This is a genomic window from Xenorhabdus sp. XBWT (genome assembly GCF_059072735.1).
The window spans coordinates 3,548,010-3,570,691 of sequence record NZ_CM180990.1 but is presented as its reverse complement, the minus strand read 5'-3'; the positions used below and the strand labels follow the sequence as shown (position 1 = coordinate 3,570,691).

The following is a 22,682-nucleotide window of genomic DNA, read 5'->3' as shown; positions in this document are numbered from 1 at the left end:
GCAGGAGGAAAGAACAAGTTCATGAATCAAATTGGCAAGATCAGACAACGCTGGCAGATCAAGCAAAATAACGTAAACACAGAACCGCCTTAGCCTCCACACGCAAATGCCAGCCGATGCCAGGCATTTCGCATCCAGCTATCCGATTCTGCCCAGAATGCCCATTTTGTCTGCACATCCATTGAACCGGAACTGGCAGAAAGATAATCCGTGGAGACCACATAAAATTCCCTCACCCAGCCATCATAGTGATAAAAGTTTCCCCATTCTTCATAAAGCCGTTCAAGTGCATATTTGGGCGCAATCTGGCTGCCGAGTGATTGACAAATTTGCGTGGCATTAAAATAAAAATCTTGTGTCAGGCCTGAGCGCTCAAACCAGGTATCGCTCGTTAAGGTCAGTACCACCTGCTGCCCTGCTTCATCGGTGCCTGTCAGTCTCACGCCGTCAGGGCGTTGCTGTACGACTACCGTATCACCGGATACCGTGACTGCCGGAGAATCACTCTGCCAGTTCACCCGGCCTGTATTACCGGCGGTGATAATGCGAAATTTCGCACCACTCCAGAAAACTGAAGGCCCACGGGTACCAAAGGCTTTCTGGTTAGCATTACCGCCCTGACTGTCAACGGCGACGGTATCGGCAATACGTAATGGCGGGATAAAGTCGACTGTGGGTGAAATAACCTCCTCGTCATCAATAATGGCCGTTACTGAAGCGGTGCCTGCCTTCTGGCTGCTCAGTGTCGCACGGGCTTCGCCGTTTTCATCGGTTTCAATCTGAACATCGGTAAAGTGGCCGTTGTCCGAACGCCACCAGACAGGAATACCGACGGCGGGCTGTCCGGTCAGGTTTTTCACTGCCACGGTCAATGTGACGCTATCCTGACCATTGGCAATAATGCGGGTTTTATCTGCACGCAGGGTGGATGTCAGCACATCATCAAACCAGAGCATCGGAGCGGTCACCGTCTTATCATCAATCTGGATCCATACCCGGTGCTCCCCGGCAACGGTGCTGGTCAGTTGAATTTGTGTCAATCCCTGTGAGTCGGTTCGGGTCTCTGCCGATGACAAGACGCCGTTGTCGGTGTGCCAGATGACAGCCTGATTTTCAATCGGTAGCCCCTGTGCATCTTCGACAATCGCAGTCAGCCCGATGGCATCCTGCCCATTTCCGCTGGCGTGGGTTTTATCCGCTATGATAACGGAATGCAACTGACGTTCAAACGTGACCCCGCCCGCCGTGATGATGGTACCTGACATGTCAGCGCGGACACGGGCGACACCGGCTTTCCGGCTGATAACCCGAGCATGGGCTTTCCCCCTGCTGTCGGTGATAACCTGTTCATCGGCAATCTGGCCATGTTCCGTTGACCACACGATTTCCCTCCCCGCCATCGGCTGGTCAACCGCATCACGCGCGTCAACCGTGCAAAGCACACTATCCTGTCCATCGGCAATGGCTGTACTTTTGTCACAGGTCAACGTATGGGTAAGTACGGGTAAAAATTCAACCGATGATGCCGTGATCGTCTCTTCGCCCACCATCACCGACACTTCTGCAATACCGGAGGGTAAACTGACTAATGCGGCGGTGGCCTGCCCGTGATTATTGGTTGTTGACGACGAGGTCAGGAATTTGCCCCGGCTGGTTTGCCACTTAACGGACAGGTGAGGAACGGGGATACCAGCAGCATCCTTTACGGTAACGGTAAACGTCACGGCATCTTTACCATCGGCTCTGGCCTGTGTTTTGTCTGCGGTGATAACAGGTTTCAATACCGCACTGAAGTGCACCGGCAAAGCCACAGTGACATTATCACCGACCGAGACCTGTACGCTATGCTTACCGTGATGATGACTGCGCAGCAACACTGCCGCCTGCCCCTGTGCATCAGTTTTCTGTGTGATTTGTGAAAGTTTGCCTTTATCACTTGACCAATTCACTGTTTGATCGGGAACAGGCTCACCGTTGCGATCTTTCACCATCACGGTATACATCACACTGTCCTGACCGTCCGCTCTTGCCTGCGTCCGGTTTGCGGTGACCTGCACATGGGTTTCCGTCGGCTGGATAAAAATGATGGTTTCCGATGGCCGGGAACGATTGCCGTGCCTGTCAATGGCAATACCGGAAAGCCGGATCACTTTGTCGGTGGCTTTCGGTAAAAGCAGCATAACCTTATCAGGCGTCTGGTGAATAATTTTGCCGCCCGCTTGCTGTAATTCATCGGCCCGGATTTCTAAACGCGCAAGGGGATATTTGGAGATAATTCGTGGCGTAAAAGTGATGATTTTGCCTGCATTGCCTTTAAGCTGAGCGGGAAATTCCAGTGTTATCAGCGTCTGCTTGCGGTAGTCCAGCACCATATTATGATTCCGGTTGACAAAATCTGTCCGTCTGAATGTCAGGCTGCGTAATGGCGCGACGGCGCTGGGATCAAGCTGTTGTGTCAGCGGGACGCCCAGCTGATAATTGAGTGCCAGCGTAAAACGGTTATCCCGGTGATCCTGTTTTCCCTGCCGGACATCCGCGCCCAATGTAACTAACGGCACTGGCGTGTATGTCAGCCCGGCCGTCAGGCTGTAAGGATTGTGCTGACGTTTGTTGTCACCGAATAAACCCACTTGCTGTCCGTAGTATTGTTCAAACATCACCTGCCCGCCCCAGTGCGGCAACGCGGGTAACCCGCCTTCTACCCGGATATCCCAGCCATTGGCGGGTCGTGCATCATAATCGGTGACTTGCCGGGATGTTTTCCAGCCGGATAAGCGCTGGTAAAGGTTGGCAGACAGTTTGACGTTATCATGCCAGGCTTCTGTCCCGATACCGTAACGGTGATGCTGCTCCGGCCATAGTGCATCCCAGAACGCATTAGCACCCCATAACCAGTTATCGGTTAGATAGCGATAACCGAAACCCACCGAGGTTGTCGTCTGTCTGTGATCGGTTTTTACCCCGAACTGGCTGAAGGCCGTGCCAGAAGTAACGTTATACCAGGGTAACAACCAATCAAATGAAATGCCTTTTAACGAAAAACGGCTGTCGAAAGGTAAGGTAAAGCGGGCATTGCCGTATTGGTTAAGCCACGGAGTCAGTGTTGATGTCACTGCGGACGAGAACTGCTGAGCTGCCAGTGTTTTTGCGGCTTCACCGGACGAGTGTGAGCGGGTCAGTTGCCCCCATTGGGAGGTGATCTCCGCAAGCTGGATTGTAGTATCGTTCCGATTGTTAGGTTCTGAAGCTGCATAACTATTAAGGCTAAGTAACAGGCACAATAGGCTGATAACAAAGGACTTTGCTTTACTGAGCAGAAAGAAATGACTTTTTTGGTGCACTGGCATGTTACCCTTTTCATTAATGGTGAAAGCGGTAACATGCCGAAAACAGGACTCAAATACTGCGTTTAATTCTTTTTTTTATCGGAGAAATTACAAGCATTAGCGGCTTATCTGAACCCCATTAAAGGTATGAGTACAACATTGACACAGAACAGGAATATCCTTTGCGGATAAGTGGGGATTGACCTTTCTTAAAAAACCGGATTTATCGACAAACAGCCCGTTATAATAACTTGATTCACCGCAGCGAATATAATCCCGTTGATCATTTTCATGTAGAGCGACTATCCAAAATACAGGATCTACCCGATCTAATCTCTGAATGGCTTTACTATAGATCACATCCCATTGTTCACCAACTTTACTCAATAGAAACATAAACAACGGTGTATAATCCAAGCCCCGTCTGTGTTTACTTTTCATGGGAAGGAAGTGCGGCATATCTTCCCTGATCAATTTTTGTTTGGTACGTTCCCATCGGTATTCACCACCATGATGATAAACATGATGTGTTGTTGTATTTACCCGACGGTAGAGTTTCTTTTTTCCTCGATTTGATTGATGGTCTCTCATTTAGGCACTCATCTCAATTTTTGATATTATAAACAAGGTAGTGAAAAATGAAGGCATTAGATACATTCCATCTCAAAATATAATCAATGACTTGTTTGTTCATACAGAACTGGAAGCAACCTTTAACCCCCGTGCGATATCCATTTTTCTGGCCACCAAAACAGCGGCTTCCAGTTCACTGCACTGATGCTCACGCATTAACGCCCGTCGCTCGGCTTTTTCTTCTTTTTCCGTCATCCCCAGCGCCAGATAGAGGCTCGGTGGCACCACCCGAAACAAGGCTTCAATTTTTTTCGCCAGCACCACCCCTTCGGTATAACAGCGGGGCAGTTTACTGGCAGAAAGCAGCACCGCTTTTTGCTCTTCCGTCAGCTTCTTAAAGCGGGCAATTTGTTCCACTTCATCCGGTGGCATGGTCAGACATAACCACCATTCGGCCATATTCAGCATCTTTTCGGCGGTGTCGGGGTAGTCGGCCAAGTTTTGGGTGGCGAGCCACAACCAGGCCCCCAGTTTACGCCACATTTTGACCACTTTAGTCATATAGGGTGATAACAACGGGTTAGTGGTGGTGATATGCCCTTCATCAATCACCAGTTGCAGTTCGCGATCCTGATATTGATCCCGTTCAGCCAGATTATTAACTTTGTTAATCAGCGAGACCATCGCCAGCGCCATCTGCGCCGAGTAATTCTCCCGTGCCAGTGTCCCCAAATCAATCAGGGTGACATCCACTTCCGGCCACGGCGTACCGGGGCGGTTAAACAGTTCACCCTCAAAGCCTTGTGTAAACATTGACATAGCGCTGGCCATTTCATCCGCCCGTGCCCGTCGGTATGCGGTGATTAACGGCTGCCCGTGTTCATCCTGCCGATGATTGCGTGCGATGGCATAAAGGGCATTCTGTAAATCCGAGGCCACCATCTGACGCGCTTCGTCAAAGCTGGTCTGCGCCGCCATCATAATGGCCTCACGGATCAGACCCCGATCAGAACGGGTCAGGCGTTCTTCTTCTCTTTTCTCACCACCGGTGATCATCAGTCGGGCGGCAATTTCCATCTCGCCCAGGATATCGCGCTGTTCATCCCCCTCCTCTTCTTGTTGTTCATCGGTATCGGGGATATCGGCTTCATTAATGCGCAATTGCCCAAGATTCAGTTGCAACAGTTGATGTGCATCGGCAAACAGCGCCAAACTGACGCCACAACCCGGTCTGATACCGATTTTATTGACCGTCAGCCCCAGACTTTCATAGTAATCGGCCAGCAAGCCAAAACTGTTTCCCGCCTCCACAATAAACAGACGCGGCCGGTGTACTGCCATTAACTGGATGAGCGAGGCGCACAGGGTGGCGGATTTCCCCGCGCCGGTCGGACCAAACAGCAGTAAATGGGCATTCTGGGTGCGATCCTGTTTGTTCATCGGATCAAAGGTCAGCGGTGCCCCGCCCCGGTTAAAGAAACTGAACCCCGGATGCCCGGTGCCGGTCGAACGGCCTGTCACCGGCAATAACCCGGCCAGATGCTGTACCCAGGTCAGGCGGCTGTACCCGTGTTTTTTGTCTTTCTGCGGGTTAAAGCACATCGGCAGTGCCCGTAACCAGGCATTCAGCGGTGACACACTGAATTCCGGCCGGACGGGCTGTAATCCCGCTGTCAGCAGGGTGGAGGATAACTGATGCACCCGGTGGTTGATATCATCCAGATCACTGCCCCGCACCAGAAAGGTGAGCGCACTGCGGTACAATTTATGCCGCCGCCCCAGAAGTTTCTTCACTTCCTGCACATCTTGCCGGACGCGCAATGATTCGGTATTTTCTCCCACCGCATTTTTCGACAGCCGGGTAAAGTCCTCTTCCAGTCGGTCCTGTGCCTGCGCCACAATGGTCAGCGAAACCACCGTCCCTGCCGGCATCATGTCCATCAGGGCATTGATATTGTCGCCCCGTTTCACTTCGCCTGTCAGTGTTCCCGGTTCCGGCGGACGGCGCAGACGCTCAACCAGCACCGCTTTATGCGGCAACCCGTCAAACCACCAGACGCCCGCGTCGGGATCAGACACTGGCGGGGTGAACCACAGGCTTTCGGCAAAGTCATTACTGACGGGGAGATCCGATTGTGTAGGGGCTTCATAACTGACGGTACGGTAAAAATCGGCTTTTGCCATCCCCCAATCCGGCGCCGGATTAAAATGACGCAGCAACCAACGGTGGATCTGCCCGCCATGTTGTCGGCGGGCAATCACACCGGCAGCAGCCAGTGATGAAACCAGCCGCTCGCAGACCTGATTGAGCGCAGCCACCGCCGATAAGGTCAGATGGTTGACAGGGGATCTGCGCCCGTCAGGCAGCCAGCGGTAAACCACCATACGGGTCTGGCGCTGCTGGCCCCGCCACGGCTGCCCGGTGATTAAGCTGTCCTGAAATATCCCGTCAGGCCGGGCAATGCTGTTCAGGTGATGCTCAGATTCCGCCAGAAAGGCGTCAGTAAACAGTGTTCCCTGTGCCCAGGGTTTCACATAGCCCCGCAAGGTGTTGAGATAGTCAGCAGGGTCATCGTCATCCTGACAAAAAAACTGCACCACCCATGGCGAAATATCGTCCTCTTCCAGACTGTCCTGGATCGCATCTTCCAGTTGATCCCGGATTTCAGTCAACCGCTCAGCAGGACGGCCTTCGGTGGCGATGGGTTCAATTTGATAAACCGCGCCGACGGAAATCCCGTCATCCAGCAGCAGGCATTGTTCTTTTTCCAGATATTCCACCCAGGGCAGGTAATCAATAATAGAAGGATTGGCCTGATAAATGGCGGCTTCATCCGCTTCACGCAGTTTGCCGGGGCGGTTCAGTGCCTTGAGTTTTTCCATTACAGTGCCTCCGTGCGTTCACCCGGCAGGGCATACTGTACTTGGCTGTAAAACGGAAATACCGTACTGTAGCCCGGTATCGGCGTATTGCCGGCAACCAGATGTGGGAAGATATACATCACCATATCGGGATTCGGTAAGCGGGGAAACTGCTGGCTGATTTCCTGCGCGGCTGAACGGCTGTAATGATAAGGTTCTTCCAGAGCCCTGAGCCGTTCAGATACAGTTAAAGAACGGCGCAGTGTTTCCCTTGCCGATTCGGTGGCATGACCTGCCTTATTCCCCTGCCACATTGCCAGTACTGTCTGCTTTCCGGCAGGGAGTAAGGCGTCTTTCGAAGTGGTACATCCGACTAATAGCCCTGCCAACCCCAACAGCCAATAATATTTTATTTTCCGCATACGGCGGCCTCCGGGATACCAAGAGCAGTAAACATGGCAAATTCCGGATGTACTGCCAATTCTGATAAGGTAAAGGGCAAAGGCACCCATTGTTCAGGCGCCATGCTGGCTTTGCCTTCTACCACCGCCTGCCACTGGGTTTCCGTCAGGCGAAAGACAGTAAAATCTCCGTCACTCAACGGCTGACATTCTCTGCCGGTTGAAAGGTACAACCGACTCTCTTTTTTACGCACCGCACGCCAGTAAAGCTGCACCCGTGTCGGTTCAGCCAGTGACGTCACCGGCACTTGCAGGCAATACGGGGAACCCGCACTGAATATCCACTGAGAAGGGATCTTTTCCATTAATCTAATGCTTCCTGATTATCACGTTCGGCGGTCTCACTCACGCCGTAGCGCACCTTACGTCCTTTCGTTTCATAATCAATCGCCAGGCGTTGTGTGATATGCACCACAACACGGGCACCGGGCGGGACGTAAACCGCATCAAACGTCTGGCTGTAGCGCTGTTTGAGCCATTCACTCAGGTCATTCATGCCACCTGACATCGCTTTGCCTAATGCCGCCTGTCCGGCATTGCCCGTTAACGCGGTCGTGATACCGCCTGTGCCGTTGGTCTGGGCGGTACGCTGACTTTCACTCAGGGCATCGCCGGCCGAATTCATGGCCGAGAGGGCAAACAGGGTCGGCAGATAAGTGCTGGCATTGGATTTGCGTTCACCGCTGATACAGGGAATGCCGTTTTCATCGGACAGCCAGCCGATGCCGTCCGCACTGCTGTGGGTGTTTTGCCCTGCGCCCGGCAGGGTACGCACCGTGCCGTCCTGAAAGACAACCGTGATGGAATTAACCTGACCGCGCACGCAGGAAAGCGTCCAGTCACCACTGGCCGAGCCGGACACCACCGCCCCTTCCACCGCCGGCAGTTCAATGCCGTTGGCCGTCAGGTTATCTTTGCCGATAAGGATTTTAAACGGATAGGGGTCGGTGACTGTGCCATTAACTGGCACCCGACCTAATAACGCCGTCATGGCCTGACTGCCCACTAACGTGGCATTTTCAGGCAGGGTATAGACTGGTTTGTCATTTTCTTCCTTTGATGGGTTTTGAAGCGATAGGCTTTGGGGTTTATTTTGCCCTGTGGCTGACTGCTCACTTAAAAACGAGGCCGGAAATTGTGCCTTGGCTTTTCCATTGCCGGGGATTTGCATGTCTGTCGGTTTTTCATCGGCGGGTGCTATCCAGATAAGTTCATTCTGCCCTGTGCCTGAATTGGCAGAATACGGAATACTTCCCGACCCAAGTGGTATCGGACTGTCCGGCGCAGACAAAGGCGTTGAATTCAGCCGTTCTGTCAGTAAATCAATCTGTGCCAGCAATCCCTGCTGTTCATCCTGTAATTCACGCCGGCGCTGTTCATCGTCCTGCCGGATAGCTGCTACCGCCGCGTCTATCTGACCGGCGACATCCTGACGCTGATTTTTTAACTGGTCATTTTCTTTCAGGATATCGGCATTCTGCTGACCTAAGCGTTGCTGCTCTGACCGCACTTTATTGAGTGTTCCCACCAGCGTACGCAAGGTATCTTCCGGCGTATCACCGCCGACACCCAGCGCCTGTAACTCCTCCGGTGACAACGTGGACAGAACATTATTCTGGGGTGTGTTGGGTGCGGTACTGTCTGTTGAGCTGCAACTTTTGATGCCGATAAACCCGCCGACCATCAGCACCACCGGCACCAGGATTTTCACCAGACTGTTGGATTTAACCTGCATGACGGCCTCCCGGTTTCACCGTTACCGGCTCAAGGATAAAGGCATTATCCGGCTGTCCTCGGGTCACAAGATACAGCACTGTGGTATCTTCCGGTGTCCCTGCTTCGCCCAGCCAGCGATGCTGAAACGTCGCTGCCACAAACTGTCCCTGCAAAGCCCGTGGGTCGAGCGTGATGTTGCGTTTGACCGTATTACGCAGTTTCAGGGCTACCACCGCGTAATTTTGCACGCCCCAGCCAGCCAGCGGGGAAACCGCAATCGGTTCTGAAGGATAGAGTGTCGTGATGGATCCGGGTAAATGCAGACTGACCGGATGGATACCCGTAACCGGCTCAACGGTACGCAGCGGGGCATACAGCTGCTGCGCGGCATAGCGGGTTAATACCACAGGCACGGGAGCCGAAGGTACTGATTTTCTCTGAAGCTGTGCACCCTCTTTTGGGGCAGAACTTTTTTCATCCGGATAAAGAATGCGGACGGGTTCCGTTGACCCCGTTTTGGTAGCGGTGATATCCAGTAAGATAATTTCGCCGTTTTCACTGTCCTGCAATTGCAGGCGGGTTGGCGAAAAGGCATGACTGGCTTTCAGGTAAACCGCGCCGCCTGCGCTCTGCACGCGCAATTTATCGCTGAGTGACGGGGACAAACCAACACGGACATTCCGGTCAGCAAAAATAATTCGCTCCTGACCCACTTTCAGCGTCACCGGTAACGGAATGCGTTCCCATTTCATCAGTTCATCAGCCTTTGCACCGAGGCTGAACAACAAAAGGCTGACCAGTCCCGGCCAGAAACAGGCAGAAGAGCAAGATGGATATCTTTTCATTGGAACACCCCCTTTTTCTCTTCCACAGGTTGTGGCATGGCTTTCAGTCGCTGTGGCATCCCGTCGTAACAATCCAGCGCCAGCCCGAAGGGGTTACGCTCCGCATCCCCCTCCCAGCGCACCACTTTCAGGGGATAGCGCACCAGCGCCCGTTTGACCGGTTCGGCGTGATAATATTCATCGGCCACCAAATCCAGCCGCACCACCCAGTGATCCCGGTTATGCACCGTCACACTTTTCGCCCCGTAGCCCCGGCCGGGAATTTCATACACCACCCGCACCCGGTCGAGCAGTTCACCACTGTCGGCCCGGGTTTTGGCATCCGCCTGCAAAAAATCCTGACAGGCGGGGGTCAGATAAGACGATAAGGCCGCAATTTTGGCCGGGTAGTCCTGTGCCCCGTTTTTCGGCCAGGCATTCAGTTGCTGGAAAAGATAAAAGGCAAAACTGTAGACACTCGGCGCCGGCACTTCCCACCACGGGCGGGTGCTGCCGCTGCGTAAGTCCGGCGGATTATGGATAGTAAGATTGCGCGGTGAGGCCATCCAGCCCGTGAGCGTGATCAGCAAGACCAGTACCAGCACCCCGCAGGCAAGCCGCAGGGTCAGGATATGCTGGTCACGGTTTTTCAGCGCATGACGAAACCGGCTCATCGCAGGCTCCCGTTACGATGAGTCAGCCTGCTTCGGCGCAACGACCAGCCCTGAGCCGCAATAATCAATGCCGGATCACCGATACCCAGCCGGCGTTTTTTCTCTTCCAGCTTCAGCCAGAGATAATTTTCCGGTTTGCCGCGCTTAAGCTGCGCGAGCCAGCGCCCACCAAAACTAATCAATAACAAGGGCATGAACAGCATACCCGTCGGTATCATGACCCAGCCGGCTAACGGGATAAAAGGAAGGCTCACCATCAGCCCGAACACCAGCCCCAGCAAAGCGGCCAGCCCCATTTCCGGTGTGGTGAATCCCCGGAATACGATCGGTTCGGCATTTAAGCGATCAGGCAGGAAAGGGATCGTCTGCATAAATTGCACCTTAAAAAATAATGCCAGCCGATTTCGCCAGCAGCCAAATCACCGCAACCAACAGCACCACACCGACTACGATGATAGAACCGAATTGTGTCCAGGTGGCTTTGCCGTCCCGCACTTCGGAGAAGGTTTCAACCGCCGCCGACGCGACCTTAAAGAACGCGACGGCCGAAAGGATCAGCCCGCCAATCACAATGCCATCCTGCGCATAGCCTTTCACCTGTCCCAGTAATCCGCCCCCGCCGCCACTTTTTGGCGGTTCGATAGCCGGCAAATCGGCCCGGGCTGATTGACAGGAAAGACCCGACAGCAAAAGAAAGGTACTTATTCTGGTTATCAGGTGCATACTGATACGACGGCAAACGGTAAAAATTGGCTTCATGTTCAATCCATTCCTTGTTCATTATGTTCGTTGCATCAGCTGGCAAACATCCAGACCGCGACCACCAGTAAGAGGGCGGTTCGCAGGGCAAACTGGCTGATGGTCTGGTTACGTATTTTTTCATTCGCCCAGCCGTGCCAGACATCCACTGCGGCCCAGGCCGCCCAGAGAAACAGGGTGGCCAGGAAAAATCCGACGCAGACCAGATACAGAAAAGTGATATCAAAATGCCCCGAGGCCACGGTAAAGGCAGTGCGTTGTGCCTCCGTCATTGCGGATGTTCCTGACGGTAATGACCGGATAGCGTGCCTGACGCCTGCTGCTGGGCGCGGGAAGGGGTCAGATAGTGATCGATACCGGCTTTGATGGTGTTGAGATCCGCTTTGATACGGAGGTAATCAAAGTCATAGCGAGGGCGGGTTGGGGTGTCAGCCTGCTTTTCGGCGAGGTTTGCACGCTCCAGCGCCATCTGCACCTGCTCAATCAGATTTTTTGCACTCGCCAGTTCGTCTTTCTCGGCCGCCTGCGCAAGCGGCATACACAGCACAGTCAACCCCAGCAGACAGACAGAACGGGACAAAGAAAAGTCACCACGCATCAACACACACCTCATCATGGATTTCAGGAAGCCGAGGATGCGGGGTTTTTTAGGTCAAATCAGCAATAAACTCTTTATGCTTTGGTAAAAATTAGCTAAATAGTCTGACTAATTTATTTTACCCAATAGATTTCAAGTTGGATCGCGGCGGCAAGAGAGTGAGTCCCCGGGAGCATAGTTTACTATGTGACCGGGGTGAGTGAACGCAGCCAACAAAGAGGCAACCTGAAAGATGAAGGGTATGGTTAACGATTTAAGAATGAAGGAAAGCACATGCTGCGGATTGATTTAAACGTCCCCGATGATGAATATGAAAAGGCACGGAAGCTGGGTGCACGCTGGGATGCCGCCGCCCAAATCTGGTATATCGATAACAGTGTTGACCCGACGCCGTTTATGAACTGGTTGCCGTTCTACAATGTGCACGCTGAATACTGGTATCTCGCCCAGACCCGGACGACCTGCCCGCACTGTCATGAACACACCACGGTGACCGCGTTTATGCTGCCAGCCGGGCACCAACTGCTGGAAGCGGATAACGGCGATGAACCCGGCACAGAAGTTGATTATACCGAGCAGGACAGCCCGGCATTTTTGTTTTATATCGCTGATATTCCCTCTCTCGTGCGTAGCGTACTGCCCGGCTTTCATCACACTCTGCGCAAAGCCGTCAGCCAACGGCTGCGCCGGCAGCACTGGATAAACCATTGCGAACACTGTGGCGCACAACAGGATGATACCGAATTGTTTGCCGAAGTCGGCGGCGCGTTTTTCCCTGCTGCCAAAGAGCAGGCGGCGGCTATTCAGCTGCATCGTATCGATCAGCCGTTTGTGGGGTATTGTGAAGATATCTCGCATCATCACTACCATTTTGACCCGAAGCAGGATAACCGTATTTGTAAAGCGTGTGACGGGTTTGAATGGATGACGCAGGTGGTGAATGTGCCGTCAACGTATCGGCATTAGTTTGAAAGACTGACGCGCCGCTGAGCGGCTTGTCTGCTGGCGCTGGTGTGCAAAACAAAAAACGTTTTGCACATCAGCATCCAGCGTCTAAATATATTTCTTAAACATGGATGTTGTTATCACAATCGCTATGCCCAGCACTATCGCCGCAGGCAACAAGATTACCGTGGGATACACCACCTCCGGCCACGATAAATACAGTACACAGGGAACCGTGCAGGCCGGTTTTATCCCTCGCTTGGCATGGTGATAGACAAAACTGGATTCATACCCGGCTCCGTAGCGACGCAAATCCCGTCGTCCCAGCCCGTCGACCAGTGCCACTAACACCACCATTACAAACAGGGGCACGGATAACAGCAGGATCCCCAGCCGGATCAGCGTCACCATCGTGATAAATACCGTGGTCAGCCAATATTCTTGCAAATGCGCCGATATGCCATGTAATACCGTATTGAATTCACGCATAAAATCATTGTTGTTATGGAGCTGATATTGCCTCTGCCCTTGAACCCAGTTCATAAAACCACTGTCCACAAACAGCCACTGATAAACCTGTGCCAGCCATGCCAAAACGGTTTGTGAAGGTTCTGTCAATAACAGACTTCGGGTAAATTCCGAGGAGAGATAATTAAGCTCTGCCTTCATCATAGTCTGACTGTGAGCGGCACCCTGTTCCGGCCAGAAAAAAGCCATACCGAGATATTCCAGTAACAGGCTGAATAGCCAGGACATCACCACAAAGCCAATGAGCTGCCACGGGCATTCCCATAACAGACGATACAACAGGCCATGCTTGCGGGGCGGTTGGGAAGATGGGCGGGACTGATTTTCTGACTGTGCCATGACCGGAAACTATCCCTTCTCTTCCCACCAGTTTTCACTGGTGCGGTAGTGCCTGCGCATCTGTTCGGCAATGTTCTGCAAACTGGCCGGCATCAGGGCATCATCCTCATCCCTCGTTGGCAAAGGCATGCGGATTTTCCACAATTGCCCGCCTTCCAGTAACGCGAATGCCTGCCCTTTTGGCAGGTTAATCATTTCGGCGGGAGTAATCAGTGGTGTTTTGACGGTGCCTACCCTGTCCTGCGTGGAAGAGGTAAAATCCTGACCCTGTTCCACATCAGCAATATCTGAATGTCCCGATACCAGCGTCTTGCTGTAGATTTCCACTTCAGGAAGCTGGCTGGTGAGCAGTTCTGCCGTCCGGTTATCCCGCACCCGCAGCATAATCAGGGTATTGAAGTTACCCACCACCTGCGCGGTTTTGGCCGGACTGCCGATACGGGCTTCGATATCAGAAGAGGTCTGGGTATACGCCGTGACCTGCATCCCCGCGCCGCCACCTTTGTTGATCAGCGGAATAAATTCATCACCCATCAGTTCATTGAATTCATCACAATGCAGATTAATCGCCAGTTTCCCGTCATGGCGAACCGGCAATCCGGCATTCATCCCATATTTGTAAATCTGCCCGGCGACACTGACCAGATCCGCAAACATACTGTTGCCCACGGCTGAGGCCACATCACTGTCAGACAGTGCATCCAGACCGATATAAACAATCCCGTTTTTGCGGATCACCTGCTCCCAGTCAAAGATGGGCCGTAGATCCGTCATATTGAGGTAATCCGGCGATAACAGTTCGGCAATTTTGCCTGTGGTCAGTTTTTCCAGCAGCGGCAATAAGGACGCGACAATTTTATCAAAATAGGTACGGTCATAACGCACGGCAGAACGCAGACCATCCAGAATCGGGTCATAGAGTTGCTTGCCTGCGTCAGAACTCAGCGTCATTTCCATCGCCCAGAGCCGGAGGGCATCGGGTTGCCCCTGCATATTGCGCGGAATGTCTTTTTCTTTCAGTTTGCTGAGGGAATGATTGATTTGCGCCAGCAGATCCGGCTGTCTTTCCTCCATCATTCGGGTGGCATAGCGCTGATACAGTTCGCTGATATTATTGACGTAGCGGGTGATAAGCTGGTAATCCGGCCGGTGCCCCAGAGCCACCAAAGCCCGGGCGACAATATTGACAAACCGCCAGGCAAATTCACGGAACGCGGCGCTGTTGCCTTCGCCGCTGAGCTGACCGGCCAGACGGGAAGCGACTTCGGACACCCGGCCAAACCGCCCGACGGCGTTATAACGCGCCGAAATCTCCGGCCAGCCCAGATGAAAGAGGGACAGTTCATTGCCGCGACCCGCGCGGTGCGCTTCTGCCCAAATGCGCCTTAACAGATCAGCGTCGCCTTTGGGATCAAAGACGATCACCACTTCACCGCGCCGGATATCCTGCGTGATAAGCAGTTCAGCCAGCCGGGTTTTTCCCACACGGGTAGTCCCCATCACCAGCGTATGCCCGACCCGTTCGCGCAGATCCATAAAAACATCAGTCTCCTGTGGTTCAATACCGTGGAGTGCCGGATTACCGCCCACTGGTGGCAGCGGACGTACCGGATTAAATGGCGAGTCTTTGCGTAATAGCGCAGATAATGCCGGCCAACGGTATTCAGTTCGACGCTCCAGTGCGCGGGCAAGCTGATAAGCCTGAGACGGTTGCACAAATCGTTCGACCTCCGGTCGTCGCGTATCCTGCAAACGCTGGGTATGCTTCTGTTGCCAGCGAAATCCCCTGCCCAGAAACAACTGCCGGTGACTGACGGGAATTTGCCTGGTGCTCATCTGGTAACGTGGCAGGCGACGCAGGTTTCTGCGATAACGGATGACCTGAATACCCTGCCATGTACGTATCATTGCCAGTACGGCAAAACCGCCTGCCATGACATAGCTGACGGAAGGTGCCAGTGCGATGGCCCAGGGTGCCCTGATACAGACAAACGCGGCCACGGCGGAGACCAGCGCCGTATTCAGCTCGATGGCAGGACGCAGCAGGGCTTCAACCACATAACGGCGGCTCATGGTGACAACTGCTGGGAAAGTTGGGTGTCGGTGATCAACACCGGATAATGTTGCAGTTGCAGACGGCGAGCCAGCTCGGTGCCGGAGGCGGGCGATAACAATAAATCCGGCGCTGATGCCCGCAGTGACTGCAAACCCGCCCTGTCCCTGACATTCACCACCAGACCCACGGCATGCCGTTTTATCAATATGGCCGCATTCTGGCTTAACCACTGGCGTGAATCCGGATCATCCCCAATCAAAAACAGGGCACCAATTCCCGGCAGTTGCAGTGGTCTGCTTGCGACTTTTCCCGGCGTCAGTTCCGGTGTTCTGACAGGCAACACAGCGGCTTCACCTGCCATCTCGGAGGAGAAATACTGCACCGATGACACAGGGTCATCGCTTTGCTGGGCATTAATGCTTTCATAAAAAGGCGAGGCATCTTTGCCGCCTAAATCGGCAATGACGTTCAGCTCCGCATGGCTGGTATTGAGCCAGAGCATCCCGATAACGGGAAATACACTCAGCCGTTTCATAATGATGAGATCTGCCATCCTTGTTCTCCCTGCCGCAATAAGACCGGCATAACACCCTGCCCAAACCGGAACCAGTATCCTGCATCATGATTCAGGGTGATTTGCTGGTTGCGTACCCGTTCAACGGGGATACGATGATTTTTAGCCCATTGTCGCAGTGTGTCGTCATTGCCCTTGCTGTCGACCAGATAGATGTCAACCGGTTGCATCAACGCCAGAGCTTCCGCTAAACGGGCGTCACACAGCGGGCAATCGTTGATTTTGACAAACAACGCCAAACGCCCCTTGGCCTCACCGGATTTCGCCATATTGACCGGCAACACATCCGGAAATAACCGTTGCCAGGCGGCATCCACTTCCCGCTGAAAGCGCAATTCTTTTTCAGTACGGGCAAACTCCACCTTGACCCACTGCTCAGCATAACGGCGGCGGTCAGCCTCACTTTCCGCTTCAATACCCAATGCTGTCAACGGGTCAAGCCCCGGCGACTGAATCCCCCTTGGCCCATTCAATAATTGCTGATAACGCTGGTATTCCTCCGTATTCAATCCCCATTGCTCAGCCTGTGTTTTCAATGTTTGCTTCTGGCTTTCCACAACATGCGTTTGCTGCGAGGTTAAGGGTGCCAGTGTTTCTGCCCATGCCGGACTGCTGAGCACTATCCACGCCATCAGACCAATTCGGTTCAGTTTCATAAACGCCCTTCCAGCTGAGCTTGCGGGAGTTGATACCCCTGTCGCAGATGGTGACAAACCACACGCTGTACTTCATCCACCTCCAGTTGCCAGGCCGGGCCTGCCATAAGCTGCAAAGCGGTGCGCAGCCGGATGGGAGCTAACTGATAATGCACCAACGGCAGCGGCTGGCGATATAAAATGTCATTGGTTTTTTCAGGCGCACATAGCGAGTAACCCGACTGGCGCAACACGTCACGCAGGGCATCCGCCACGGTGGGATGCTGAGAAGCCGGAATATGAACTTCAATAAACTGTGAAAGCGGGTCACGCTGTGCCTCTGTCGGGTCGGTGCTGACCAGCAGATAACGTCCATAGCGGACGATTTCCCGCGTATGTTGATAAATATCAGGTAAGACGGGCTGAATATTACGTGTGATCGGCATGACTGACACCGTGTTTTCGGGAGTACGCTGAGATTGCGATGGTTTTGACGGGGCATGACAACCCGTCAGGATAATGGCCAAGACGCCAATGAATACTGTTATTTTCATTCCTGTTATTCCTGCCCGGCAATCAAAGCGCCAATGTGCAGGAAATAACAGGATTTATTCAATCAACAACTGAAACTGCCTTTTAGGAAATAAAAACGTTACCGCTTATTGTTCTAAAGATTCTGCTGAAACCGCTTTGCGCACGGTACGCTCAATCAACTGACCATATTGGTCAAAATAACGGCTCGGCCAAATTTCAGAGGGATGAACGTCGAGGTAATTTGCAATGATCCATTCCCCTTTTGGCCAGGCGCGTGACAGGGTGTTAGCGAGAGTTGAAGAGCTTAATCCGGCTTCGCGGGAGACGGCGGCGAGTGTTGTACCTCGTTTGCGTAATGCACAAATAATTTCGGCTGGGTGCCAGTCTTTCTGAGTGTGAGTCATAGTCATACCTGCTTCCCCTTCTTTTGATTATTGGTGGTAGTTCAGACAGGGTTAGCAATACCGGAGGTCAATCGATCCGGCGAGGCCGAAGCCTCCCCTGCCTGAACCACCATTGAAAGGATGATAGCAGGCACACTGGTAGAAACTACCTACCAGTGGATTGACCTTTCAGGGTTGCTAATCCCCGACTATCGGATTTTGCCGATAGCTTTTTTACTTTAACGAATTACGTTATCTAATTCAATAATCGAATGTGTAAGTTTAACAAGTAAATTAGGTGTAAAAACCAATCAATTCACAAAAATAACATTAAATATCAATCAGATAAATTTACCATATTGTCCTGATATTCAATATGAAGAAGAATAAAATATCTATTAATGGTTCATGGAGATATTCCAAACCCGGATCAAAAAAAGCTCCTGAAGGAGCTTTTTTCGAAAAATATTCTTCACACTCCGACCATCAATAAAAATGAGTAGGGGCGGGTGCTTACACAAATAGAGTTGCCTCTGGTTACAGATTATATAACATTCAATAAAATGCGTCAACGCATGCACTTTCGCCATACAAACTCAGACAAAACAACAGTATACTACACCAAATTCATAAAAAATAAGCATCGCAACACAATGACTATTGAAGCAATCACTAAATCGCTCTCCGCCTCCAGATTTGCTACCTATCAGTTACCAATCCTTGGTGGAGCATCTCCTGAACAGTGCTTAGGTATTTATCTGTGGAACAAACAACTGGCCAGTGTGTTCTTACCTGCATTACAAATCATTGAAATTTCATTACGCAATGCCATCTATCAATCCTATATTCAATATGAAGAAGAACGCATTGAACGCCAGTTTGCCAGCCATGTTTGGGAAGAGAAAAAATCCCAGATAGATCTCCGTTGGTTCGTGACTGCATTCACACAACAAAATAATCCTACCGCTTATAAAGGTATTCAAACGGCTATAAATCAACTCAATAAAGAAAAAAAACCTCACACACCTGAAAATATTATTGCCAAACTTACCTTTGGTTTCTGGGTTTCTATGGTTAGAAATGATTTTGATATCCAGAAGAACACGTATTTGGTACTGTGGCCACGTTTACGAGGTTTGGTTTTCCCAAATGCACTGAATACCCAGACAGAACGCCCATTATCCATTAATAGCATCGGTAATGAGCTAAAAGAAATTAATAAAATCCGTAACCGACTTTCTCATCATGAACCCCTATGGCGTGATAAAAAAGCCTATCAAATTGAAGATGTTATAAACAAAGTCATTGAGCACTATGAACGCTGTTTAAAAGTAATTTATTGGATAAATCCCTCTAATCTAAAACTACTGGATATCATCGAAAACAATCAGAAAATGGCAAAATTATGCAATATCCATTCGCTCTGGAAAAATAAACAGCTTCCCGGAGGAATACAGTCACTACCGATTAATCCAGAATGGGGAAAGCGCATATTTTTAGATACGTCTCATATAGGAGAGGTCATTCATGTTTCTGATAATCATATTTTAATAAAAAGCAAAAAAGATAAGGCCATATTTTTTGGAAATAAAGAAGAACTTCATGGTGATATAGGAGTATATCAAGAACATGATTTAGTAAAATATTATCCGGAATCAAGCACTGTACACTATCCAAATGCAAAAAAAATCATCAAGGTGTAAATTGCACTTCAAAGGTTGATTAATTCGGCAGCAATTTCGAAAGGAGCCAAACCTATAACTATGTGGCCTTCCACTCTTGTTAAATAAATGTAAATCTCCGCTAAATAAAAGAAAGAAATATTCATCACATTGATATATCGAAAAATAACTTATGAGTTAGTTAAAAAAACCAAAAAAATATCACATAAACTTCATCCATATAGCTATAGCGAAAATTAATTACTTAATGACAAAAATAGGCCCTGTTTTAACAGGGCAATACGTTAATGATAAAAACTCCACTCAGAACGGGATCTCCGAATCCCAGTCGGCTTCCTCTTTTTCCGGTAACGCTAAAGGTTGTAACGCACGTGTATTTTTGCTTTCCTGATTAGCGCCTTGAGACGGTAGTTGCTGCTGTGCTGGCTTATGTTCCGCCTGCTGAGCTGTTGCACTCTTCGAATCTCCACGACTTCCCAGCATCTGCATTGACCCATTCACATTCACCACCACTTCGGTTGAATAGCGATCCTGACCCTGATTATCCTGCCATTTACGCGTTTGCAGTTGCCCTTCAATGTAAACCTGAGTCCCTTTCTGCAAATATTCCTCGGCAATTTCTGCTAACTTGCCGAAGATCACCACCCGGTGCCATTCGGTTTTCTCCCGTATTTCACCGGTTTGTTTATCCCGCCAGTTATCTGAGGTGGCCATTGAAAGCATTGCCACGGTACCCCCGGCGGGTAGGTAACGGATTTCCGGATCCTGCCCCAGATAACCCACTAAAATTACTTTGTTAATCCCGCGTGAAGACATACCCATTTCCTTATCGGTTAAACTGACTGACGTTGTGTCCATTGCCCCTGTTTCAGGGCAAACTCCGCCTGTTCACGCCGGGCAAAATACTCCACTGACTCACGAGAGCAGGGAATGCCTTCATCCATCGTGCCGATATAAAACCCCGCACGGCGGCGCAAAACGATTAACGGCAGTTGTTTATGGCAATATTGCAGGGCCAGAAACCAGGGGTTACGCATGAAATTTTGGTAGGCTAAAATTGATTAAATAACAGGGCTTCCATGTAGCCATTATCCCACCCGGCTGATTTCCTTCGGGCACTCAAACTCAACTTATTGTTGGTATCCCGTTTAACGATATTGAGCGCCATTTTACGTAATTGGGCAAATATTCTTGTGGCGATCTGCTCTCTCATCCGTGAATCATCTTCCCGAAAAGTGACATCCAGCACCCAGTGTAAGCTATTTTCAATAGCCCAATGTTTCCGAATGGCTGCTAACTGAAAGGCAGGAGCGTCCTGACAACTACTTAAATAATAACGAAAATAAGAGGTGACTGTTTCAGAATATTGTTCTTGCCGTATTGTTTCTGTGACCAGAAGAGCCTGAATATCTGGCCAGGAGCCTAAGTGTTTTGTTTCTGGTGTCAGCGGTAGAACCCATCCGCGTCGTCTGACGGTACGCCCATGGCTATCTTCAAATTCATCATGGTCAGGTTTCAGATAAGGTTTTTGTGTTGCCCGTTGTTGTTGAAAATAGTTAACCGCTTCCGAAAAGGTTTTTCCCTGATTGCCTTTAAGGGACAAAATATAATCGGCTCCGCTCTCGCGTAATTGCTGGGCAATCGTGCGTTGACAGCCCATCGCATCAAGCGTCACGAGATGGCCTTTCAAGGAAAGCATCGATAATAATGTGGGGATGGCCTTAATTTCGTTTGATTTTCCGTCTACAGCACACTGACATAAGCTAAGCCCTTTCTCAACGGAGAATGCACTTACCACATGTAATGGGCTTTGTTCAATTTTCTTGTCAAACGAATGGCGTAAACTTTTACCATCAATCGCAATGATCGCCCGCTTTTCTGAAGAAACATCATGAGAAACCCACTGATAAAAATGGCGTTCAAAGAGGCGGGGATTTAATAAACTGAAACAGCGCCGGAAAGTATCATGTGACGGAATACCGCCTTTGAGCGGAAGAAATGAACCCAGCCAATCCTTTTTTAGTTGACCATACTGTTCAATATCGGTCCAGGCGTTAGCGCCGGCAATGACAGCACATACCGCAATCACTAAGATATCAATAAAACGGTGCCTGATCTTTCCCTGACAACGCGGGTCTGGAAAATCAGAAAAGACATCCACTAATTTTTTCATCTGCATTCCCTCTAAAAATGAGGGAATTATCCACTAAATATTTTCATGCGTAACCCCTGGGCCAGAAACCCAATCGGTGCAGCATTCATCACGATATCCTTTTATTTTTGGTCATTAATAAAGAGCTGCCCTGAACGTTCAGGGCAGCTCAGCGGAATATCAGAAAGAGTTCTCTGCATATTCTTTTTGCGTGATGCCGTTATGAGGCGGCATCGAGTCGGATTGTTCGGCCTGATACACTTTCTCCTGACCGATTTTAATCCAGTCGACCTTGATCAGACGGGCTTTCAGGCTGACGCGCTGTTCACCGGCATGATCTCCGCGTTTCAGGGTAAAAATATCGGTTGAGGGATTACTTAACGTGAAGCCTAACAACACTTTTTTGTCCTCGTCTACGGATTTCTGGCAACGACCGATCAGACTGGTCGCTTCCTTGCCGACCACGGTGATATCAAAACGCACATAAACCGGGTTATCACTTGGCCCGTTCAGCGCATTGATCACACAGCTCAGGAACGTCCCGCTGGCAGTGCTGACATGGCGGATGTTATTCAGATAGCCCAGTCCTTTAATATTCAGGTTGAAATAGTCATTTTTGGTTAAGGCTGTGGTGTTCTCAGACATGCGATGTTCTCCACGGAGGTAAAAAAATAAGGGGTGACGGAGAAAATCCGGTTCCCTGACGGGAATGATTTTTCCCGTCGGGCGTCAGACGACGACACAATGGATTTCAGGTTGCATCGCGGCGGCAAGGGAATGAAAAATTCGTCGGGAACGAATTTGCCCAGCCAAAGGCTGACCTCCGGTGAAAGGCAGGAGCCTTTCATAATCCCCGGGAGCATAGATAACTATGTGACCGGGGTGAGCGAGCGCAGCCAACAAAGAGGCAGTTTGAAAGACAAAGTGTATAGACGTTACTGACGTACTCATAAAGAATAAAAAACCTTCACTGCCACTGGACTGACAATATCTGCTTTCAAAGGTGGGCAGATGTACCGCAATCATGCGCTCCCTTTCAGGCTACGGGAGTTTTCGGCTAA

25 protein-coding genes are annotated in these 22,682 nt (G+C 50.8%); 2 read left to right on the top strand and 23 right to left on the bottom strand.

What is annotated here, in order from left to right; all coding sequences use genetic code 11:
- Positions 1-89: 89 nt before the first annotated feature.
- From AC5JQI_RS15575 to AC5JQI_RS15520, 12 genes are all read right to left on the bottom strand, one after another.
- Positions 90-3,347, bottom strand: coding sequence for an Ig-like domain-containing protein (locus AC5JQI_RS15575; RefSeq protein WP_493912825.1), 3,258 nt, complete (start codon positions 3,345-3,347; stop codon positions 90-92).
- 96 nt (positions 3,348-3,443) lie between these two features.
- Complete coding sequence (locus AC5JQI_RS15570) at positions 3,444-3,917, bottom strand: hypothetical protein (RefSeq protein WP_041981917.1); 474 nt, start codon at positions 3,915-3,917, stop codon at positions 3,444-3,446.
- A gap of 99 nt (positions 3,918-4,016) precedes the next feature.
- Entirely contained in the window at positions 4,017-6,782 is a 2,766-nt protein-coding gene (locus AC5JQI_RS15565; RefSeq protein ID WP_493912824.1) for a conjugative transfer ATPase, read from the bottom strand.
- Positions 6,782-7,183, bottom strand: coding sequence for a TIGR03751 family conjugal transfer lipoprotein (locus tag AC5JQI_RS15560; protein WP_012988034.1), 402 nt, complete (start codon positions 7,181-7,183; stop codon positions 6,782-6,784). Before AC5JQI_RS15560 ends, AC5JQI_RS15565 begins: the two co-directional genes overlap by 1 nt.
- Positions 7,171-7,527, bottom strand: a complete 357-nt coding sequence (locus AC5JQI_RS15555; protein ID WP_013185146.1) for a hypothetical protein — start codon at positions 7,525-7,527, stop codon at positions 7,171-7,173. The genes AC5JQI_RS15560 and AC5JQI_RS15555 overlap by 13 nt, the downstream gene beginning before the upstream one ends.
- Entirely contained in the window at positions 7,527-8,957 is a 1,431-nt protein-coding gene (locus AC5JQI_RS15550; RefSeq protein WP_493912823.1) for a TIGR03752 family integrating conjugative element protein, read from the bottom strand. The genes AC5JQI_RS15555 and AC5JQI_RS15550 overlap by 1 nt, the downstream gene beginning before the upstream one ends.
- Positions 8,947-9,783 (bottom strand): TIGR03749 family integrating conjugative element protein, encoded by an 837-nt coding sequence (locus AC5JQI_RS15545; protein WP_493912822.1) that lies wholly within the window; start codon positions 9,781-9,783, stop codon positions 8,947-8,949. The genes AC5JQI_RS15550 and AC5JQI_RS15545 overlap by 11 nt, the downstream gene beginning before the upstream one ends.
- Positions 9,780-10,436: a PFL_4703 family integrating conjugative element protein gene (locus tag AC5JQI_RS15540; protein ID WP_493912821.1), complete on the bottom strand. Its 657-nt coding sequence runs from the start codon at positions 10,434-10,436 to the stop codon at positions 9,780-9,782. Before AC5JQI_RS15540 ends, AC5JQI_RS15545 begins: the two co-directional genes overlap by 4 nt.
- Entirely contained in the window at positions 10,433-10,807 is a 375-nt protein-coding gene (locus AC5JQI_RS15535; RefSeq protein ID WP_041981913.1) for a TIGR03750 family conjugal transfer protein, read from the bottom strand. The genes AC5JQI_RS15540 and AC5JQI_RS15535 overlap by 4 nt, the downstream gene beginning before the upstream one ends.
- Before the next feature lie 10 nt (positions 10,808-10,817).
- Positions 10,818-11,159: a TIGR03745 family integrating conjugative element membrane protein gene (locus AC5JQI_RS15530; protein ID WP_167335072.1), complete on the bottom strand. Its 342-nt coding sequence runs from the start codon at positions 11,157-11,159 to the stop codon at positions 10,818-10,820.
- A gap of 71 nt (positions 11,160-11,230) precedes the next feature.
- Positions 11,231-11,467: a TIGR03758 family integrating conjugative element protein gene (locus AC5JQI_RS15525; RefSeq protein ID WP_012988041.1), complete on the bottom strand. Its 237-nt coding sequence runs from the start codon at positions 11,465-11,467 to the stop codon at positions 11,231-11,233.
- On the bottom strand, positions 11,464-11,793 hold the full coding sequence (locus tag AC5JQI_RS15520; protein WP_013185220.1) for an integrative conjugative element protein, RAQPRD family: 330 nt from the start codon (positions 11,791-11,793) through the stop codon (positions 11,464-11,466). Before AC5JQI_RS15520 ends, AC5JQI_RS15525 begins: the two co-directional genes overlap by 4 nt.
- A gap of 273 nt (positions 11,794-12,066) precedes the next feature.
- On the opposite strand from AC5JQI_RS15520, the gene AC5JQI_RS15515 reads away from it, so the two are divergent.
- A complete protein-coding gene (locus tag AC5JQI_RS15515) occupies positions 12,067-12,759 on the top strand; it encodes a DUF5710 domain-containing protein (protein WP_493912820.1) in 693 nt (230 codons plus the stop codon).
- Positions 12,760-12,846: 87 nt separating this feature from the next.
- Here AC5JQI_RS15515 and AC5JQI_RS15510 read toward each other — a convergent pair whose 3' ends face one another.
- From AC5JQI_RS15510 to AC5JQI_RS15485, 6 genes are all read right to left on the bottom strand, one after another.
- The gene (locus tag AC5JQI_RS15510; protein ID WP_493912819.1) at positions 12,847-13,605 is read right to left on the bottom strand and encodes a TIGR03747 family integrating conjugative element membrane protein; all 759 of its coding nucleotides are present in this window, start codon (positions 13,603-13,605) and stop codon (positions 12,847-12,849) included.
- Positions 13,606-13,614: 9 nt separating this feature from the next.
- On the bottom strand, positions 13,615-15,678 hold the full coding sequence (traD, locus tag AC5JQI_RS15505) for a type IV conjugative transfer system coupling protein TraD (protein WP_493912818.1): 2,064 nt from the start codon (positions 15,676-15,678) through the stop codon (positions 13,615-13,617).
- Complete coding sequence (locus AC5JQI_RS15500; protein ID WP_493912817.1) at positions 15,675-16,214, bottom strand: integrating conjugative element protein; 540 nt, start codon at positions 16,212-16,214, stop codon at positions 15,675-15,677. The genes traD and AC5JQI_RS15500 overlap by 4 nt, the downstream gene beginning before the upstream one ends.
- Positions 16,193-16,891: a TIGR03759 family integrating conjugative element protein gene (locus AC5JQI_RS15495; protein WP_493912816.1), complete on the bottom strand. Its 699-nt coding sequence runs from the start codon at positions 16,889-16,891 to the stop codon at positions 16,193-16,195. The genes AC5JQI_RS15500 and AC5JQI_RS15495 overlap by 22 nt, the downstream gene beginning before the upstream one ends.
- A complete protein-coding gene (gene pilL2 / locus AC5JQI_RS15490) occupies positions 16,888-17,424 on the bottom strand; it encodes a PFGI-1 class ICE element type IV pilus protein PilL2 (RefSeq protein WP_493912815.1) in 537 nt (178 codons plus the stop codon). The genes AC5JQI_RS15495 and pilL2 overlap by 4 nt, the downstream gene beginning before the upstream one ends.
- A 105-nt stretch (positions 17,425-17,529) precedes the next feature.
- On the bottom strand, positions 17,530-17,814 hold the full coding sequence (locus AC5JQI_RS15485; RefSeq protein WP_493912814.1) for a helix-turn-helix domain-containing protein: 285 nt from the start codon (positions 17,812-17,814) through the stop codon (positions 17,530-17,532).
- Positions 17,815-18,440: 626 nt separating this feature from the next.
- On the opposite strand from AC5JQI_RS15485, the gene AC5JQI_RS15480 reads away from it, so the two are divergent.
- Positions 18,441-19,490 carry an Abi family protein gene (locus tag AC5JQI_RS15480; protein WP_493912813.1) on the top strand — a complete coding sequence of 350 codons (1,050 nt, stop codon included), beginning with the start codon at positions 18,441-18,443 and terminating at the stop codon, positions 19,488-19,490.
- Positions 19,491-19,772: 282 nt separating this feature from the next.
- Here AC5JQI_RS15480 and ssb read toward each other — a convergent pair whose 3' ends face one another.
- From ssb to AC5JQI_RS15455, 5 genes are all read right to left on the bottom strand, one after another.
- Positions 19,773-20,285: a single-stranded DNA-binding protein gene (gene ssb / locus AC5JQI_RS15475; RefSeq protein WP_493914706.1), complete on the bottom strand. Its 513-nt coding sequence runs from the start codon at positions 20,283-20,285 to the stop codon at positions 19,773-19,775.
- 17 nt (positions 20,286-20,302) lie between these two features.
- Positions 20,303-20,506, bottom strand: a complete 204-nt coding sequence (locus AC5JQI_RS15470; RefSeq protein ID WP_493912812.1) for a hypothetical protein — start codon at positions 20,504-20,506, stop codon at positions 20,303-20,305.
- Between the two features lie 14 nt (positions 20,507-20,520).
- Entirely contained in the window at positions 20,521-21,642 is a 1,122-nt protein-coding gene (locus tag AC5JQI_RS15465; RefSeq protein WP_493912134.1) for an ISAs1 family transposase, read from the bottom strand.
- A 159-nt stretch (positions 21,643-21,801) separates the two neighbouring features.
- Positions 21,802-22,266 (bottom strand): STY4534 family ICE replication protein, encoded by a 465-nt coding sequence (locus AC5JQI_RS15460; RefSeq protein ID WP_275365610.1) that lies wholly within the window; start codon positions 22,264-22,266, stop codon positions 21,802-21,804.
- Between the two features lie 84 nt (positions 22,267-22,350).
- Positions 22,351-22,647, bottom strand: coding sequence for a hypothetical protein (locus tag AC5JQI_RS15455; protein ID WP_493912811.1), 297 nt, complete (start codon positions 22,645-22,647; stop codon positions 22,351-22,353).
- Between the last annotated feature and the right edge of the window lie 35 nt (positions 22,648-22,682).

Bases quoted from the DNA above. Each gene is read 5' to 3' on its own strand.
- AC5JQI_RS15575 (WP_493912825.1), bottom strand. From the start codon at position 3,347: ATGCCAGTGCACCAAAAAAGTCATTTCTTTCTGCTCAGTAAAGCAAAG.
- AC5JQI_RS15570 (WP_041981917.1), bottom strand. From the start codon at position 3,917: ATGAGAGACCATCAATCAAATCGAGGAAAAAAGAAACTCTACCGTCGG.
- AC5JQI_RS15565 (WP_493912824.1), bottom strand. From the start codon at position 6,782: ATGGAAAAACTCAAGGCACTGAACCGCCCCGGCAAACTGCGTGAAGCG.
- AC5JQI_RS15560 (WP_012988034.1), bottom strand. From the start codon at position 7,183: ATGCGGAAAATAAAATATTATTGGCTGTTGGGGTTGGCAGGGCTATTA.
- AC5JQI_RS15555 (WP_013185146.1), bottom strand. From the start codon at position 7,527: ATGGAAAAGATCCCTTCTCAGTGGATATTCAGTGCGGGTTCCCCGTAT.
- AC5JQI_RS15550 (WP_493912823.1), bottom strand. From the start codon at position 8,957: ATGCAGGTTAAATCCAACAGTCTGGTGAAAATCCTGGTGCCGGTGGTG.
- AC5JQI_RS15545 (WP_493912822.1), bottom strand. From the start codon at position 9,783: ATGAAAAGATATCCATCTTGCTCTTCTGCCTGTTTCTGGCCGGGACTG.
- AC5JQI_RS15540 (WP_493912821.1), bottom strand. From the start codon at position 10,436: ATGAGCCGGTTTCGTCATGCGCTGAAAAACCGTGACCAGCATATCCTG.
- AC5JQI_RS15535 (WP_041981913.1), bottom strand. From the start codon at position 10,807: ATGCAGACGATCCCTTTCCTGCCTGATCGCTTAAATGCCGAACCGATC.
- AC5JQI_RS15530 (WP_167335072.1), bottom strand. From the start codon at position 11,159: ATGCACCTGATAACCAGAATAAGTACCTTTCTTTTGCTGTCGGGTCTT.
- AC5JQI_RS15525 (WP_012988041.1), bottom strand. From the start codon at position 11,467: ATGACGGAGGCACAACGCACTGCCTTTACCGTGGCCTCGGGGCATTTT.
- AC5JQI_RS15520 (WP_013185220.1), bottom strand. From the start codon at position 11,793: ATGCGTGGTGACTTTTCTTTGTCCCGTTCTGTCTGTCTGCTGGGGTTG.
- AC5JQI_RS15515 (WP_493912820.1), top strand. From the start codon at position 12,067: ATGCTGCGGATTGATTTAAACGTCCCCGATGATGAATATGAAAAGGCA.
- AC5JQI_RS15510 (WP_493912819.1), bottom strand. From the start codon at position 13,605: ATGGCACAGTCAGAAAATCAGTCCCGCCCATCTTCCCAACCGCCCCGC.
- traD (WP_493912818.1), bottom strand. From the start codon at position 15,678: ATGAGCCGCCGTTATGTGGTTGAAGCCCTGCTGCGTCCTGCCATCGAG.
- AC5JQI_RS15500 (WP_493912817.1), bottom strand. From the start codon at position 16,214: ATGGCAGATCTCATCATTATGAAACGGCTGAGTGTATTTCCCGTTATC.
- AC5JQI_RS15495 (WP_493912816.1), bottom strand. From the start codon at position 16,891: ATGAAACTGAACCGAATTGGTCTGATGGCGTGGATAGTGCTCAGCAGT.
- pilL2 (WP_493912815.1), bottom strand. From the start codon at position 17,424: ATGAAAATAACAGTATTCATTGGCGTCTTGGCCATTATCCTGACGGGT.
- AC5JQI_RS15485 (WP_493912814.1), bottom strand. From the start codon at position 17,814: ATGACTATGACTCACACTCAGAAAGACTGGCACCCAGCCGAAATTATT.
- AC5JQI_RS15480 (WP_493912813.1), top strand. From the start codon at position 18,441: ATGACTATTGAAGCAATCACTAAATCGCTCTCCGCCTCCAGATTTGCT.
- ssb (WP_493914706.1), bottom strand. From the start codon at position 20,285: ATGTCTTCACGCGGGATTAACAAAGTAATTTTAGTGGGTTATCTGGGG.
- AC5JQI_RS15470 (WP_493912812.1), bottom strand. From the start codon at position 20,506: ATGCGTAACCCCTGGTTTCTGGCCCTGCAATATTGCCATAAACAACTG.
- AC5JQI_RS15465 (WP_493912134.1), bottom strand. From the start codon at position 21,642: ATGAAAAAATTAGTGGATGTCTTTTCTGATTTTCCAGACCCGCGTTGT.
- AC5JQI_RS15460 (WP_275365610.1), bottom strand. From the start codon at position 22,266: ATGTCTGAGAACACCACAGCCTTAACCAAAAATGACTATTTCAACCTG.
- AC5JQI_RS15455 (WP_493912811.1), bottom strand. From the start codon at position 22,647: ATGATTGCGGTACATCTGCCCACCTTTGAAAGCAGATATTGTCAGTCC.